A 13,336-nucleotide genomic window follows, 5' to 3' on the forward strand; every position below is an offset into this window, starting at 1 on the left:
CCGAACCGGTCGGAAGACGTCAGTTGCTCTTGTGCGCGACCGGTGCGTAGCGGTCGGCCAGTTCGCGGAACTTACCGACCGTGTCGACGGCGTACTCGCGGTCGTTGGACTGGATCGCCATCACTGCCATGTACTCGTCGTCGGGCAATTCGATGCGTGCCCAGGCGGCACCGTCGGGGAACGAGAGTCCCTCGAACAGATCCCAGTCGACGATCTTCTCGCCCAGGATGTTTCGTACGGCAATACCCTGCTTGCCCACCTTGACCCGGGGCCGCGTCAACATCAGCACACCGAGAGCCAGAATGGTGCCGATGCCTGCCATCGCGATCTGGTCCGCGGCACGGAAGTACACGCCGGTGGACCCCTGGCGAAGCAGGAGTGCCAGTGTGACGTGAACGATCACCAGGAGGACGGCAACTCCGATCGCGTATCGCGTCGACTTACGCGGTGACGCAATCAGTTCCCAGTTCTCGTTGTCGCCGGGTGTACTCATCGAAACGAATCCTCGGTCCATGGTGCTCGGAGATGGCGCAGGGTCACTGCGGTGTCCAGTGCGGCGGCGCAGGCCTGTGCGCCCTTGTCCTCGACGCTACCCGGCAGACCCGAACGGTCAAGAGCCTGCTGCTCGGTGTCGGTGGTCAGCACACCGTTCCCCACGGGGGTGCTTTCGTCGAGCGAGACGCGTGTGAGGCCCGCGGTGACCGCGTCGCACACGTACTCGAAGTGCGGCGTGCCACCGCGGATGACAACACCGAGAGCGACGACGGCGTCGTGCGTGCGCGCCAATGCCTGCGCAACGACCGGCAGTTCGATCGCACCGGCGACACGGACCAGTGTCACGTCCTTGATCTGCGCCTCCTGCGCGACGCGCTGCGCGCCCGCGATCAGAGCCTCAGAGATCGTCGCGTGCCACTGCCCGGCAACGATCGCCAGCTTCAGATCCTTGGCCTCGGCGATCGCGAGCTGCGGCTGACCTTCGCCGCTCACAGTGCGGTTCCCGGCTGTGCGGTGTTCTGGTTCGCCTCGTACTCGTCCAGTCCGATCAGATCGTGCCCCATCCGATCGCGCTTGGTGCGCAGGTAGGTGAGGTTCTCCGCATTCGCGCGCAACGGCATCGGAACACGATCGGTGATCTGCAGGCCGTAGCCGTCCAGACCCACACGCTTGGCCGGGTTGTTGGTCAGCAGACGCATCGACGAGATCCCCAGATCGACGAGGATCTGGGCACCGATGCCGTAGTCACGGGCGTCCGCCGGTAGGCCGAGTTCGAGATTGGCGTCGACGGTGTCGGAACCGGCGTCCTGGAGCTGGTAGGCCTGCAGCTTGTGCATGAGGCCGATGCCACGACCCTCGTGTCCGCGCATGTACAGAACAACGCCGCGGCCTTCCTGGGCGACCATGTCCAGTGCGGCGTCGAGCTGCGGGCCGCAATCGCACCGCAGCGAACCGAAGACGTCGCCGGTGAGGCACTCGGAGTGAACGCGGACGAGTACGTCGCTACCGTCGCCGTCGGGGCCTGCGATGTCGCCGCGCACCAGCGCAACGTGCTCGACCTCGTCGTAGATGCTCGTGTAGCCGACAGCGGTGAACTCACCGTGGCGGGTGGGGATGCGGGCCTCGGCGATACGCAGCACGTGCTTCTCGTGCTTGCGACGCCACGCGATGAGGTCGGCGATCGAGATCAGAGCAAGGTTGTGTTCGTCGGCGAAGACTCGCAACTCGTCGGTCTGAGCCATCGCGCCTTCGTCCTTCTGGCTGACGATTTCGCAGATGACGCCGGCAGGACGCAGGTCCGCCATGCGGGCGAGGTCGACTGCAGCTTCCGTGTGGCCAGGACGACGCAGTACTCCGCCTTCCTTCGCGCGGAGCGGAACGACGTGACCGGGGCGAGTGAAATCGTTGGCACCGGATTCGGGGTTGGCGAGCAGACGCATCGTCGCAGCGCGGTCCGACGCCGAGATGCCGGTACCGATTCCCTCACGGGCGTCGACGGTGACGGTGTACGCCGTGCCGTGCTTGTCCTGGTTGGTGGCGTACATCGGGGGCAGGCCCAGCCGATCGCAATCGTCACCGTCGAGCGGCACGCACAGGTAGCCGGAGGTGTACCGGACCATGAACGCCACCAGTTCCGGGGTGGCCTTCTCCGCGGCGAAGATGAGGTCGCCCTCGTTCTCGCGATCCTCGTCGTCCACGACGACAACAGCTTTACCTGCAGCGATATCTGCTACTGCGCGCTCGATACTGTCGAACCTGGTCACGTGCTCGCACTCCAAAGTCTTGACTTTTCACATCATCGAATACAACAAGTGCATCCGACGGATGCACTGACAACCCTACGACCAATCGGACGGGTCCGATCAGCCTGGTCCTACCGACCGGCAGAGTGAAGCCGCTCGACGTACTTGGCGATCACGTCCACCTCGAGGTTGACCGGCGTACCGACCACAGCGGTTCCGAGCGTCGTCAACTCGAGCGTTGTCGGGATCAGCGAGATCTCGAAGTACTCGAACCCGCGGTCTCCGCCCAGCGCGGAGACCGTCAGCGAGACTCCGTCGACGGTGATCGAACCCTTCTCCACGACGTAACGGGAAATGGAGTCGGGCAGTGCGATCCGCACTACCTCCCAGTTCTCGGACGGCGAGCGGGAAATGACGTGGCCTGTTCCATCGACATGCCCTTGAACCAGGTGGCCGCCGAGTCGGCTGTTCAGCGCCGCGGCACGCTCGAGGTTGACGCGAGAGCCGACATCCAATTTCGCCAGGCTCGAGCGGTTCAGGGTTTCCTGCATGACATCTGCGGTGAACGAACCGTCGGCAAGCACGTCGACCACCGTCAGGCACACTCCGTTGACCGCGATCGAATCACCGTGGCCGGCGTCGGAGGTGACCAGTGGCCCGCGCACCGTGAAACGTGCAGCATCGACCAGTTCTTCCTTGGCGACAATTTCGCCGAGTTCTTCCACAATTCCTGTGAACACGCGCCCTACTCCTCGTTCCCCGGAGCAGAACTCTCCGGAACCAGACTCAACAAAATATCGGGGCCGATCGTTACCGCGGACTCCAAACGGAATCGGTGGGCGTCGGTGATGGTGTGCACTCCGGCATCGACGAGCGCGGAGGCGCCCGCGCCGAGCAGGATCGGAGCGATGTATGCCTCGATGACGTCGACATATCCGGCGGCAAGGAATGCTCCGGCCAGACGGGGCCCACCCTCGAGAAGTACGTCCGTGTACTCCCCCAACGCCTCGACTACTTCGTCGATGTTGTCGGTGTTGAGCACCAGAGTCGGTGCGGTGTCGTCGAGAATGCTTGCCGTCGAGGGTATTTCACGCTTTCCGACGACGACGCGAACGGGCTGGTGCGCCGCGAGCTCACCGGTGGGCTGACGTGCGGTCAGCCACGGATCGTCGGCGAACACGGTGCCGGTACCGACCACGATCGCATCGATCTGCGCTCGCTGCGCATGCACGCGCGCCCTCGCCTGCGGACCGGTGATCCACTGACTCGTTCCGTCCTCGGCGGCGCTGCGTCCGTCCAGACTGGCCGCGTACTTCCACGTGATGTGCGGGCGACCGGTGCGCTGTTTGTGCAGCCAGGCCCGCAGTGGACCAGCTTCCACCTCGGGTGCTCGCAGTCCGGCCGTGACGCTGATTCCAGCGCGCATGAGGGTCGCTGCGCCGCCGGAAGCCTCGGGATTGGGATCACCGACGGCGTAGACAACCGCCGAGACTCCGGCGTCGATCAATGCCTGCGAGCAAGGGCCGGTTCGTCCCTGGTGATTGCACGGTTCCAGTGTCACCACGGCCGTACCGCCACGTGCCGCATCGCCGGCCTCGTCGAGAGCCACGACCTCCGCGTGCGGTCCACCGGGCGGTTGCGTCATACCGACGCCCGCGATGGTTCCGTCGGCAGCGAGGATGACCGCGCCGACCGGTGGGTTGGGGCTGGTGAATCCGCGCGCGGAATCAGCTGCGGCCAGCGCGATCTGCATCGCGGCGTCGAGATCAGCCGTCGACGCCTGTCCACCCTTTGCCATCGAGCGGCTCAGACCGACAGCGTCAGGTGCGGCGACGCCGAGGCGGCCTGCGCGCGCAGCTTGCGCACCGCCTCACCGGGATCACTCGCTCCGTACACCGCCGAACCGGCGACGAAGCAGTCGATCCCTGCTTCAGCGGCCTGCTCGATCGTGGAAGCGTTGATGCCGCCGTCGATTTCGACAAGGAGCGTCAGCTCACCCGAGTCGACGAGCTTTCGAACTGCGCGTGCCTTGTCGAGCACCTGAGGCATGAAGGACTGACCACCGAATCCGGGTTCGACGCTCATGATCAAGAGGGTGTCGAAGTCCTTGAGGATTTCCAGGTAGTCGTCGATCGGGGTTCCAGGCTTGATGCTCAGCCCCGCCTTGGCACCAGCTGCACGAATATCGCGGGCAACCGAACGCGGATCGTCGGTGGCCTCGGCGTGAAACGTGACGTTGTACGCACCGGCCTCGGCGTACGGCGGCGCCCAGCGCTCCGGATTCTCGATCATGAGATGGCAGTCGAGCGGAATATCCGTCGCCTTCAGCAGACTCTCGACCACCGGCAGACCCAGCGTGAGATTGGGAACGAAATGCGCGTCCATCACGTCGACGTGAAGCCAGTCGGAGCCGGACACGGCAGTCGCTTCATCAGCGAGTCGAGCAAAATCTGCGGACAGAATGGACGGTGCAATCATCGGGGAAGCCACGACGCCGAGTTTAGCTGTGTCTCATTGCCGACCGTGCATGCACATCGGAGCCGGTGCAATCAGATCAGTTCTTGACGACGGTGTGGAGCTTTCGCACCTTGGCCGGTGCCTTGATCCGCCACGCGTCTTCGAGCATCTCACCCAACTGCACCTCGTCGATCAGTTCGAGGTGCACGAGGATCGAGCCGTGCCCGTGATAGTGATCGGTGGTGAAGAAAGCCGACTCGCCACTGGCGAGTAGCGCCTCCTTCTCGTCCAGACCGCACATCACGACCAAAGCGCCCTCCGCTTCGGTGCGGAGCCGTGCAAAAGTTTTACCTGCCACCTTGAGTGCCGGGGTGTTGTACGAGGTCGACTCTTCCACGGAGGGAAGAGCCGAACCCAGTACTACAACCTGTTCCCACGTAACCATGTAGGCACCATACGACTACCGATGCCCAGAAGTCATCCGATCAGGCCAGCGGCTTGCGCAAAGCGGCCATGAACATAGCGTCCGTGCCGTGTCGATGCGGCCACAACTGAACCGACGATCCGTCTCCGACGTCCGGGACACCTGGCACCAATTCCTTGGTGTCGAGTTCCAAGACGCCATGACGCCGCACCGCATCGGCGACCACTGCCAGCGTTTCCGACAAGTGCGGCGAGCACGTGGAGTACAGCACCACTCCGCCGGGGCGAACCAGTTCGATTGCGGCAGCAAGCAATTCACGCTGCAACTTCACGAGCGGAGCCACATCGGACGGCTGGCGACGCCAACGTGCCTCCGGGCGCCGACGCAGCGCACCCAACCCGGTGCAGGGAGCGTCGACGAGGATGCGGTCGTATCCGGGTTCGAGCCCGGATTCGCGGCCGTCCGCCACGTGTACGTCCACGGGAAGCTCGCGAGTGGTCTTGCGAATCAACTCGGCACGGTGTTCGACGGGCTCGACGGCGTCGAGTCGCCCGCCTTCGATACCGGCGAGAGCGCCGAGAAGCGCTGCCTTACCGCCCGGACCTGCGCAGAGATCGAGCCAGCGTCCGGAGTCTTCACCTTCGAGAGGAGCAATGCTGAGGGCGCGGGCCACCAGCTGACTGCCCTCGTCCTGCACGCCCGCCAAGCCTTGGCGGACCGCCTCGAGCTGTCCGGGGTCACCGCCGTCGAGATGCACGGCGTACGGCGAGTACGGCCCGATCTCGCCGCCGGTCACCAGTGCTAGCTCCTCGGCGGAGATCTCGCCGGGGCGGGCGACGAGGTGTACTGCAGGGCGGGCGTCGTCGGCGATCAGGACGTCTTCGAGTTCACCGGCAGCAGCGCCGAGCGAGTCGGCAAATACCTGCGCGATCCACAGGGGGTGAGCGTGCTCGAAGGCGAGCCGGCCGACCGGGTCCTTCGGGGCCAGCAGCTCGACCCACTCCTCCTGGGTGCGTTCGGAAACACGGCGCAGGACCGCATTGACGAATCCTGCTCGGCCCTGGCCGTTTTCGGCGCGGACCAGATCGACCGAGGTTGCGACGGCAGCGTGCGGTGCGACACGAGTGCGCAGCAATTGGTACGAGCCGAGTCGGAGTACATCGAGCAGCGTTCCGTCGATCTCTTCGATCGGCCGACCCGCTGCATGGGCGATCACCGCATCCAGCAGTCCCTGAGCACGTGCCGCGCCGTACGCCAGTTCGGTTGCCAGCGCAGCGTCGCGTGCGTCGAGTTTGCGGTCACGCAGGAGCCCTGGCAGAACCAGGTTCGCGTACGCGTCACGCTCACGGACCGCGCGCAGGACGTCACGCGCCGCCAGACGCGGTTGATCGAGCCCGGCGGTTGCCGGATCAGGCCGCTTGGCCTGCTTCGGCTTGGTGTTCTTGGCGCCGCCGCCGTTCTTGGCTCCGGGACCCTGTGTCCGCCGTGCCGGTCGTCGTGATTCGGTCACTGTGCTCGTACCTCCGCGTCGAGTCGGGCACCGCGTGCCCAGTCCCCTGCCGACATCAATTTCTTGCCCGGGGGCTGAATCTGCCCGAGTCGCACCGCGGTGGTCGCGGTACCGATGTACAGACCATCCTTGCGTACCGAGATCTCACCGACTGCCAGGGTCTCGTCCGTGACGGTGATCGGGCCGACCTTGACTCGAAGATCACCGATCATCGTCCATGCCCCGGGTGCGGGTGTGACGGCTCGGATATGCCGGTCCACTGTGCGAGCGGGCAGTTCCCACCGCACGCGGGCCGCGTCCACCGTCACCTTGGGGGCATACGAGACGCCGTCGGCAGACTGCGGAACCGCGTTGATCTCGCCGGCCTCGAGTCCGTCGAGTACCGATTCGAGGAGGGCAGCGCCGTTTTCCGCGAGACGTCCGAGCAGGTCGCCCGCCGTATCGGTGTCGCGAATCCGCTCGGTCATCACTCCGTACACGGGGCCGGTATCCATCCCGGCTTCCAAACGGAACGCGCTCGCACCCGTCACCTCGTCACCGGCACTGATCGCGGCCTGCACCGGCGCGGCGCCGCGCCACGCGGGAAGCAACGAGAAATGCAGATTGACCCAACCGTATTTCGGAATGTCGAGGACGTTCTGTGGCAACAGGTTTCCGTAGGCGACGACGGGTGCACAGTCCGGTTCGAGGCGGGCGAGTTCGGCCGCGAAGTCGGGATCGGACGCCTTGGCCGGCGTCAGCACCGGGATGCCGTGCTCGTCGGCAAGCAGACCGATCGGCGATCGGGTGACTTTTCGACCGCGGCCCGCCACAGCGTCCGGACGCGTGACGACGGCTACCACTTCGTGGTTGGCGGATTCGATGAGCCGACGCAGTGAAGGAACCGCGGGTTCGGGTGTTCCGGCGAACACGACGCGCATGTCAGCTCTCCCGTTTCGTTGGGCTCTTCGGACTCTGATCAGCCGATCGGCCTGTCGAACGCGGTGGACTGCAACTCACGAAAATGCTCCCGGATGTGTCGGTGGGTGGAACTGTCAGTCTAAGGACTGCGAGAGCTACGACCTACCTCGCGCCACACCAAACCACTTTCTCAGCAATTTCTTTGATCAGAACCCTGCACATTCACCGGTCCTCGGTATTGACTGTTTCTGTCGTCGCCACTCGGCGGAGGCTGATACGGGATACACCGATCACACGGAGGAACTTAGATGGCAGGCATCGACAGTAAGTTCGACAAGGCCTACGCAGGAAAGTCCGTCGAAGAATTGGCGGACGCCCCGGTCGCGGCACTCAACGGCGTAAGCGATTCGGACGCAGAACATTTGAAGGCAGCGTTCAACATCAAGACCGTCCGCGACCTCGGAACGAACAAGTTCTTCCTGTGGGCGCAGGCCACTGCCAAGCTCGCCGAGTAAACATCCCGACCCACGTGATCTCGGTGCTCACGAGTTAGCAGCTCACGAATTTGCAGCTCACGAATTTGCGTCGATGACCACTTGCGGAATATCCGTGCCGAGCGGCACCGCGCTGCACGAAGCGTGCCGCTCGGCATCGGGGTCGAGGACCGTCCGGATGACGTCGATCACGTAGGGGTCGTACGGCATGCGGAAGTGGCCGGTCAGGTTCGACGGGCACAGATCCTGGAGGACGATGTTTTCTGCACCGGCATCGCGGAGCGCGATGTTCGAGGACGGCTGGATCATCTCGTCGACAGTGGACCCGATGGTCGTGTAGCGCACTCCGGGTACGGTGTCGCCGCCGTCGTTGAGGGCGTTCAACATATCCGACCCCTGCATCTGCTCACGGACAGCTCGCGAAAAGACGTCTTCGACAAAGTCCTCTCCGCCGGGGATCGCGCGGACGATCGGAACCAACCCGAACATCACCCCGCCGTAGGTCGGCGAAGCCAAACCGACCCAATGATCGACGTAGGCGTCGCCGCCCATCTTGTTGACGTAGTACCGCGTCACCGTCGCGCCTTGCGAATAGCCGATGACGTCGACCTTGTCCGCGCCGGTCGCGGTCAGCACCTGATCGACGAAAGAACCGAACGCGGTGGCACTACCGACTATGTCGCCGACGCCGTAGGTCTCGTGTGCGACGTCCCCGTCTTCTTCTTTGATCGCACCGCCGTAATTGAGGGCGAAGACGCAGTAGCCGTCAGCTGCCAGTGCCGGCGACAGGGCCGCCCAATCCGCGTACGCCTCGGTGTCGGTTCCGTGGGCGAGTACAACCGGTCGGGGATGCGTGGCGGAAGGCTCACAGCCGAAATCGTTCGATCCGGCAGGTGCGGATGCTGGATGAGCATGCGCATATGCCGTAGCAACGGAACGGGTCGCCTGACCCGGACCGACGTCGAGAGGAACGTCCATCGCGTCGGCACTCGCAGACGGAAGCGTCGGTGCGGCACCCGATATAGCCGGCGGTGCTCCGATCAGCAGCGCCACTGCTACCGAAAATGTCAGTCCCACAGACCGTTTGACGCCAGACATTGTTCCTGCTCCTGCTCTGATCCTACGAGGGAGCTGACCGTAACACCAGAAACTTCGAGGCGCATACCCTACCGAACAGTAGGTATCCGACGTCTCAATTGCCGCCTTCATCGGCGTCATCACCGGCAAGCACTCGGTAGAGCGATTTGCGCGCCTCGACAAGCACGTCGGCTGCGGCCTTGACCTGCGCTGGTGTGCCTACAGCAGCCACTTGACCGGCCGCGCCCATCAGCTGGCCGATCAGTTCTCGAAGGTCCTGCTCCGGCTCCCCTACGCTGAGACGAACGTCATCCCACGGCGCCCCGAGATCGGCGCGATGTTCCTCGACGTACGCGACGCCTTCTTCTGTCAGCTTGGCGGTCTTGCGGCCGGCAACCTTTTCGATGATCACCAGTCCTTCGTCCTCGAGTTGGGACAGCGCGGGATAAATGGAGCCCGGACTCGGCTTCCAGACGCCGCCGCTGCGCTCGACGATCTGCTGAATCAATTCGTAGCCGTGCATCGGCTCTTCGGCGATCAACAGCAGAATCGCAGCGCGCACATCTCCTCGACGACCTCGTCCGCCACGTCCTCGCCCGCGACCGAACTGAGCGCCCGGACCGAAGCCGGGGCCGGGTCCGCCGTCTGGACCGAAACGCCCCCGCCGATGGCCTCTGCGTGGCATGTCACCGAAGCCCGGCCGCTCGTGCGGTCGACCGCGTCGTCCACCGTCTCGATCGCCGGGACCATCGCCCGACGCGCCGTCGTCCGTCGGGACCCACATCACAAATGGTGGCCGTTGCTCACGGCCGAAACCGCCGAAGAAACCGCGCCGGCCGAACATCCCCTCGTTCGGGAAACTTGCATCCATCGTCGAACCTCCATCACTATCGTTGATAGTTCGACGATATATCGTCATATCGGGTAGCGCAAGGATTCCTCCGACAACTCGAAACTCAGCCGATGCGGCGTGGGTCGATCTGAATGCGGACCGGACCCGAAGACTTCCGCGCACTGCGCGCGGCCCTCGCATGTGCCAGAGCGTCCGCAAGGCCGCGACCGTCCTTGCGTGGAACGCGGACCAGCATTCGCTCCGGCGCGACACCGCTCTCGTCCTCACCGGAATACGGAAGCCTCTCCCCCGCAGGCAGTTCCACTGGTCCGAGCAGTACAGCACTTGCCGGCAGATCAGCTGAATCCACCAACTCCGCAATTGCCGCGGATCCACCGTCGATCGCAGCCATGTGAACGGCCGGAGGAAAGCCGACCTCGTCTCGCTCCTCGAATTGAGACTGTGCGTGCCCCACTGGATCCCATCGGACCAACGCCTGCACCGTCGGGATACCCGAGTCTGCGACAACCACAACTTCACCGCCTTCGGACAGCGGAATCACCATGGCAGCAGCCGACATCCAGCGTCTGAGTGTTTCCTCGGCGGCGCGAAGATCGGGCCGGCCGAGCAGTGCCCAGCCGTCGAGCAAGAGCGCGGCGCCGTAGCCGCCGGTCATCACCGGCTCCGCACCCACTGTCGAGACCACCAACGCGGGCCCGTGTGGCAGTTCCTTGACCACATCACTGCCCCCGGACAGAACAACTTTCACACCGGGAAACGCCCGCCCGAGTTCTTCGGCGGTCCGGCCGGCACCGACCACCACCGCGCGCAACGCTTTCGCCCCGCACGCGTGACATCGGTAGGCGGCATCGGCAACCCCGCACCAGCGGCACGCCGGTGTCCCGGCGCCGTCGGGACCTGCCGCAGTGGGAAGAGCCAGTGGGCCGTTGCACCGACGGCACCGTGCCGGGGCACGGCACTTTCCGCAGGCCAGGGTCGGTACGTACCCCCGCCGAGGCACCTGCACCAGGACTCCGTTGCCCTCACCCAGAGCGCGCCGGGCGGCCGCGAATGCAATAGCGGGCAAACGAGCCGCTCTGGCTCCCGGATCGCGGGCCAAGGCTTGATCGCTGTCGGCAAGCGCGGTGATCTTGGGTGCGTGGGCACGAACGACGTCCCGCGTAGCGACCAGATCGTGCGCCCATCCCGAGTCGACGAGTACCTGCGCTTCTGCCGTACGGGAGAACCCACCGATCACGACGGCGCACCCGGCGACGTAGCCACGCAGGACGGCAACTTCGCGGGCATGTGGATACGGCGACCGCGGCTCGGACAAGTTGTCGTCGCCGTCGTCCCAGACGACGACAAGACCGGTCTCGGGCGTCGGCGCAAAAACAGCACTCCGTGTGCCGACGACGATCCGGGCGGTCCCGCGCAGTGCAGCGAGCCACCTCCGATATCGCATGGCCGGCCCCAGGCCCGCGGACAGACCTACCACCGCATCCGCTCCGGAGAGTTCGGTACAAGCGGCGACGACGCGGTCCAGGTCGCGTTGATCGGGCACAACCAGGATCGCGGATTTACCACTTGCCGCTACGGCCCCGGCCAGTTCGGCCAGGCGCAGTGGCCAGTTTTCACCAGGCAACGCCTGCCAGACCGCACGCGGGCTTTTCGACTCGCGAATGGCGGACAGGAAGGCGTCACCGAATCTGTAGAGATGCCAACCATTTTCGATCGCTTCAGGAGCGGACGGTGACTCGGCGGGCTCCCACGGTTCCGCCTCGACCTTCGCGTGGCGCGGCGGTACCGCCAAACGGAGAACATCGGCGCGGGTTCCGGCATAACGCTCCGCCACACGATCGACGACTTGCGCGATTTCGGCCGTCAAGACCCGCTCGGACGAGATGACGCGTTCGAGCCAGCCGAACTTCCCCTGATGGTCACTGGTCGCCTCGCGCGAGACGATGAAACCGTCCACCAGACGACCAGCGAAGCGGATGCGCACCCGGACTCCGGGCTGCGCATCCGCTTCGAGTTCACGAGGAACGAGGTAGTCGAATTCACGGTCGAGGTGAGCGAGCGGGAGCATCGGCAGCACCCGGGCGACCGGATCGACTTCTGCCGCTACTCTTTCCGCGCCCACCCGCGCCCCGTCTGTACGTCAGTGATCAGAGACCAGCTGCGCTACGCAGCTTGTCGGCGCGATCGGTGCTCTCCCACGGGAGGTCGATATCGGTGCGACCGAAGTGACCGTATGCCGCCGTCTGCGCGTAGATCGGGCGCAGCAGGTCGAGGTCGCGGATGATCGCTCCCGGACGCAGGTCGAAGATCTCGGTGATCGCCTTCTGGATCCGTGCCGGATCGGTCTTCTCGGTGCCGAAGGTTTCAACGAAGAGTCCGACCGGAGCTGCCTTGCCGATGGCGTAGGCGACCTGAACCTCGATGCGGTCGGCCAGACCTGCGGCAACAGCGTTCTTGGCCACCCAGCGCATGGCGTAGGCAGCGCTGCGGTCGACCTTTGACGGGTCCTTGCCGGAGAACGCGCCGCCACCGTGGCGAGCCATTCCGCCGTAGGTGTCGACGATGATCTTGCGGCCGGTCAAACCGGCGTCACCCATCGGGCCACCGAGGACGAACTTGCCCGTCGGGTTCACCAACAGACGAACATCGGAGGTGTCGAGATCGGTGAGGTTGACGTCGGTCAGCACCGAGTGAAGCACCTTCTCGCGAAGATCGGGCGTCAACAGGTTGTCGAGGTCGATGTCAGCGGCATGCTGGGTGGAGATGACCACGGTGTCGAGACGGACAGCCTTGTCACCGTCGTACTCGATGGTGACCTGGGTCTTGCCGTCCGGGCGCAGGTACGGCAGCACGCCGGACTTACGGACCTCGGTCAACCGGCGAGAGAGACGATGAGCCAGCGCGATGGGCAGCGGCATCAGTTCCGGCGTGTCGGTGGTGGCGTAGCCGAACATCAGGCCCTGGTCGCCCGCACCCTGACGGTCGATCTCGTCGTCGCTGATTCCGTCGACGCGAGCCTCGTGCGAGTGATCGACACCCTGCGCGATCTCGGGCGACTGGGCGCCGATCGCGACGTTGACGCCGCACGAATTTCCGTCGAAGCCCTTTGCGGAGCTGTCGTAGCCGATTTCGAGGACCGTGTCGCGCACGATCTTCGGAATGTCCGCGTACGCAGTGGTCGTGACCTCACCGGCTACGTGAACCTGGCCGGTGGTGACCAGTGTCTCGACGGCCACGCGGGCGCGCGGGTCCTGGGTGAGCAGCGCGTCGAGGATCGAGTCGCTGATCGCGTCACAGATCTTGTCCGGGTGCCCCTCGGTGACGGACTCGCTGGTGAATAGCCGACTGCCGGACTTGCTCACAGATCTCCCTCTCGACGACTGA

At 64.8% G+C, this 13,336-nt stretch carries 14 protein-coding genes; 1 reads left to right on the forward strand and 13 read right to left on the reverse strand.

All coding sequences use genetic code 11. The features are described from left to right. Positions 1-19 precede the first annotated feature (19 nt). The 9 genes from AC1Q61_RS18855 to fmt form a co-directional block, all read right to left on the reverse strand. Positions 20-493, reverse strand: a complete 474-nt coding sequence (locus AC1Q61_RS18855; RefSeq protein ID WP_003944987.1) for a PH domain-containing protein — start codon at positions 491-493, stop codon at positions 20-22. Beyond that, positions 490-987, reverse strand: coding sequence for a 6,7-dimethyl-8-ribityllumazine synthase (gene ribH / locus AC1Q61_RS18860; protein WP_003944999.1), 498 nt, complete (start codon positions 985-987; stop codon positions 490-492). Before ribH ends, AC1Q61_RS18855 begins: the two co-directional genes overlap by 4 nt. Continuing rightward, entirely contained in the window at positions 984-2,258 is a 1,275-nt protein-coding gene (locus AC1Q61_RS18865) for a bifunctional 3,4-dihydroxy-2-butanone-4-phosphate synthase/GTP cyclohydrolase II (RefSeq protein WP_003944833.1), read from the reverse strand. The genes ribH and AC1Q61_RS18865 overlap by 4 nt, the downstream gene beginning before the upstream one ends. Positions 2,259-2,368: 110 nt before the next feature. Continuing rightward, on the reverse strand, positions 2,369-2,977 hold the full coding sequence (locus tag AC1Q61_RS18870; protein ID WP_003944892.1) for a riboflavin synthase: 609 nt from the start codon (positions 2,975-2,977) through the stop codon (positions 2,369-2,371). A 5-nt stretch (positions 2,978-2,982) separates the two neighbouring features. Continuing rightward, entirely contained in the window at positions 2,983-4,035 is a 1,053-nt protein-coding gene (gene ribD, locus AC1Q61_RS18875; protein ID WP_030536416.1) for a bifunctional diaminohydroxyphosphoribosylaminopyrimidine deaminase/5-amino-6-(5-phosphoribosylamino)uracil reductase RibD, read from the reverse strand. Positions 4,036-4,043: 8 nt separating this feature from the next. After that, a complete protein-coding gene (gene rpe / locus AC1Q61_RS18880; RefSeq protein WP_019748384.1) occupies positions 4,044-4,727 on the reverse strand; it encodes a ribulose-phosphate 3-epimerase in 684 nt (227 codons plus the stop codon). A 64-nt stretch (positions 4,728-4,791) separates the two neighbouring features. Continuing rightward, on the reverse strand, positions 4,792-5,139 hold the full coding sequence (locus tag AC1Q61_RS18885) for an MmcQ/YjbR family DNA-binding protein (RefSeq protein WP_064075326.1): 348 nt from the start codon (positions 5,137-5,139) through the stop codon (positions 4,792-4,794). Positions 5,140-5,179: 40 nt separating this feature from the next. Next, positions 5,180-6,628 carry an RsmB/NOP family class I SAM-dependent RNA methyltransferase gene (locus AC1Q61_RS18890; RefSeq protein WP_118607253.1) on the reverse strand — a complete coding sequence of 483 codons (1,449 nt, stop codon included), beginning with the start codon at positions 6,626-6,628 and terminating at the stop codon, positions 5,180-5,182. Continuing rightward, a complete protein-coding gene (fmt, locus tag AC1Q61_RS18895) occupies positions 6,625-7,548 on the reverse strand; it encodes a methionyl-tRNA formyltransferase (RefSeq protein WP_007727991.1) in 924 nt (307 codons plus the stop codon). Before fmt ends, AC1Q61_RS18890 begins: the two co-directional genes overlap by 4 nt. Positions 7,549-7,836: 288 nt before the next feature. On the opposite strand from fmt, the gene AC1Q61_RS18900 reads away from it, so the two are divergent. Next, positions 7,837-8,043, forward strand: a complete 207-nt coding sequence (locus tag AC1Q61_RS18900) for a hypothetical protein (RefSeq protein WP_003944900.1) — start codon at positions 7,837-7,839, stop codon at positions 8,041-8,043. Positions 8,044-8,100: 57 nt separating this feature from the next. On the opposite strand, the gene AC1Q61_RS18905 is transcribed toward AC1Q61_RS18900, so the two are convergent. The 4 genes from AC1Q61_RS18905 to metK form a co-directional block, all read right to left on the reverse strand. Next, positions 8,101-9,120 carry an esterase/lipase family protein gene (locus tag AC1Q61_RS18905; RefSeq protein WP_118607255.1) on the reverse strand — a complete coding sequence of 340 codons (1,020 nt, stop codon included), beginning with the start codon at positions 9,118-9,120 and terminating at the stop codon, positions 8,101-8,103. A gap of 94 nt (positions 9,121-9,214) precedes the next feature. Further along, a complete protein-coding gene (locus AC1Q61_RS18910) occupies positions 9,215-9,883 on the reverse strand; it encodes a PadR family transcriptional regulator (RefSeq protein WP_370852745.1) in 669 nt (222 codons plus the stop codon). A gap of 172 nt (positions 9,884-10,055) precedes the next feature. Continuing rightward, the gene (locus AC1Q61_RS18915; protein ID WP_118607257.1) at positions 10,056-12,074 is read right to left on the reverse strand and encodes a primosomal protein N'; all 2,019 of its coding nucleotides are present in this window, start codon (positions 12,072-12,074) and stop codon (positions 10,056-10,058) included. Positions 12,075-12,099: 25 nt separating this feature from the next. After that, entirely contained in the window at positions 12,100-13,314 is a 1,215-nt protein-coding gene (metK, locus tag AC1Q61_RS18920) for a methionine adenosyltransferase (protein ID WP_003944827.1), read from the reverse strand. Positions 13,315-13,336: the final 22 nt, after the last annotated feature.

The sequence above is a fragment of the Rhodococcus sp. MPR-R1B genome, assembly GCF_058793255.1.

Bases quoted from the DNA above. Each gene is read 5' to 3' on its own strand.
- AC1Q61_RS18905 (WP_118607255.1), bottom strand. From the start codon at position 9,120: ATGTCTGGCGTCAAACGGTCTGTGGGACTGACATTTTCGGTAGCAGTG.
- AC1Q61_RS18855 (WP_003944987.1), bottom strand. From the start codon at position 493: ATGAGTACACCCGGCGACAACGAGAACTGGGAACTGATTGCGTCACCG.
- AC1Q61_RS18885 (WP_064075326.1), bottom strand. From the start codon at position 5,139: ATGGTTACGTGGGAACAGGTTGTAGTACTGGGTTCGGCTCTTCCCTCC.
- AC1Q61_RS18910 (WP_370852745.1), bottom strand. From the start codon at position 9,883: ATGTGGGTCCCGACGGACGACGGCGCGTCGGGCGATGGTCCCGGCGAT.
- fmt (WP_007727991.1), bottom strand. From the start codon at position 7,548: ATGCGCGTCGTGTTCGCCGGAACACCCGAACCCGCGGTTCCTTCACTG.
- ribD (WP_030536416.1), bottom strand. From the start codon at position 4,035: ATGGCAAAGGGTGGACAGGCGTCGACGGCTGATCTCGACGCCGCGATG.
- AC1Q61_RS18900 (WP_003944900.1), top strand. From the start codon at position 7,837: ATGGCAGGCATCGACAGTAAGTTCGACAAGGCCTACGCAGGAAAGTCC.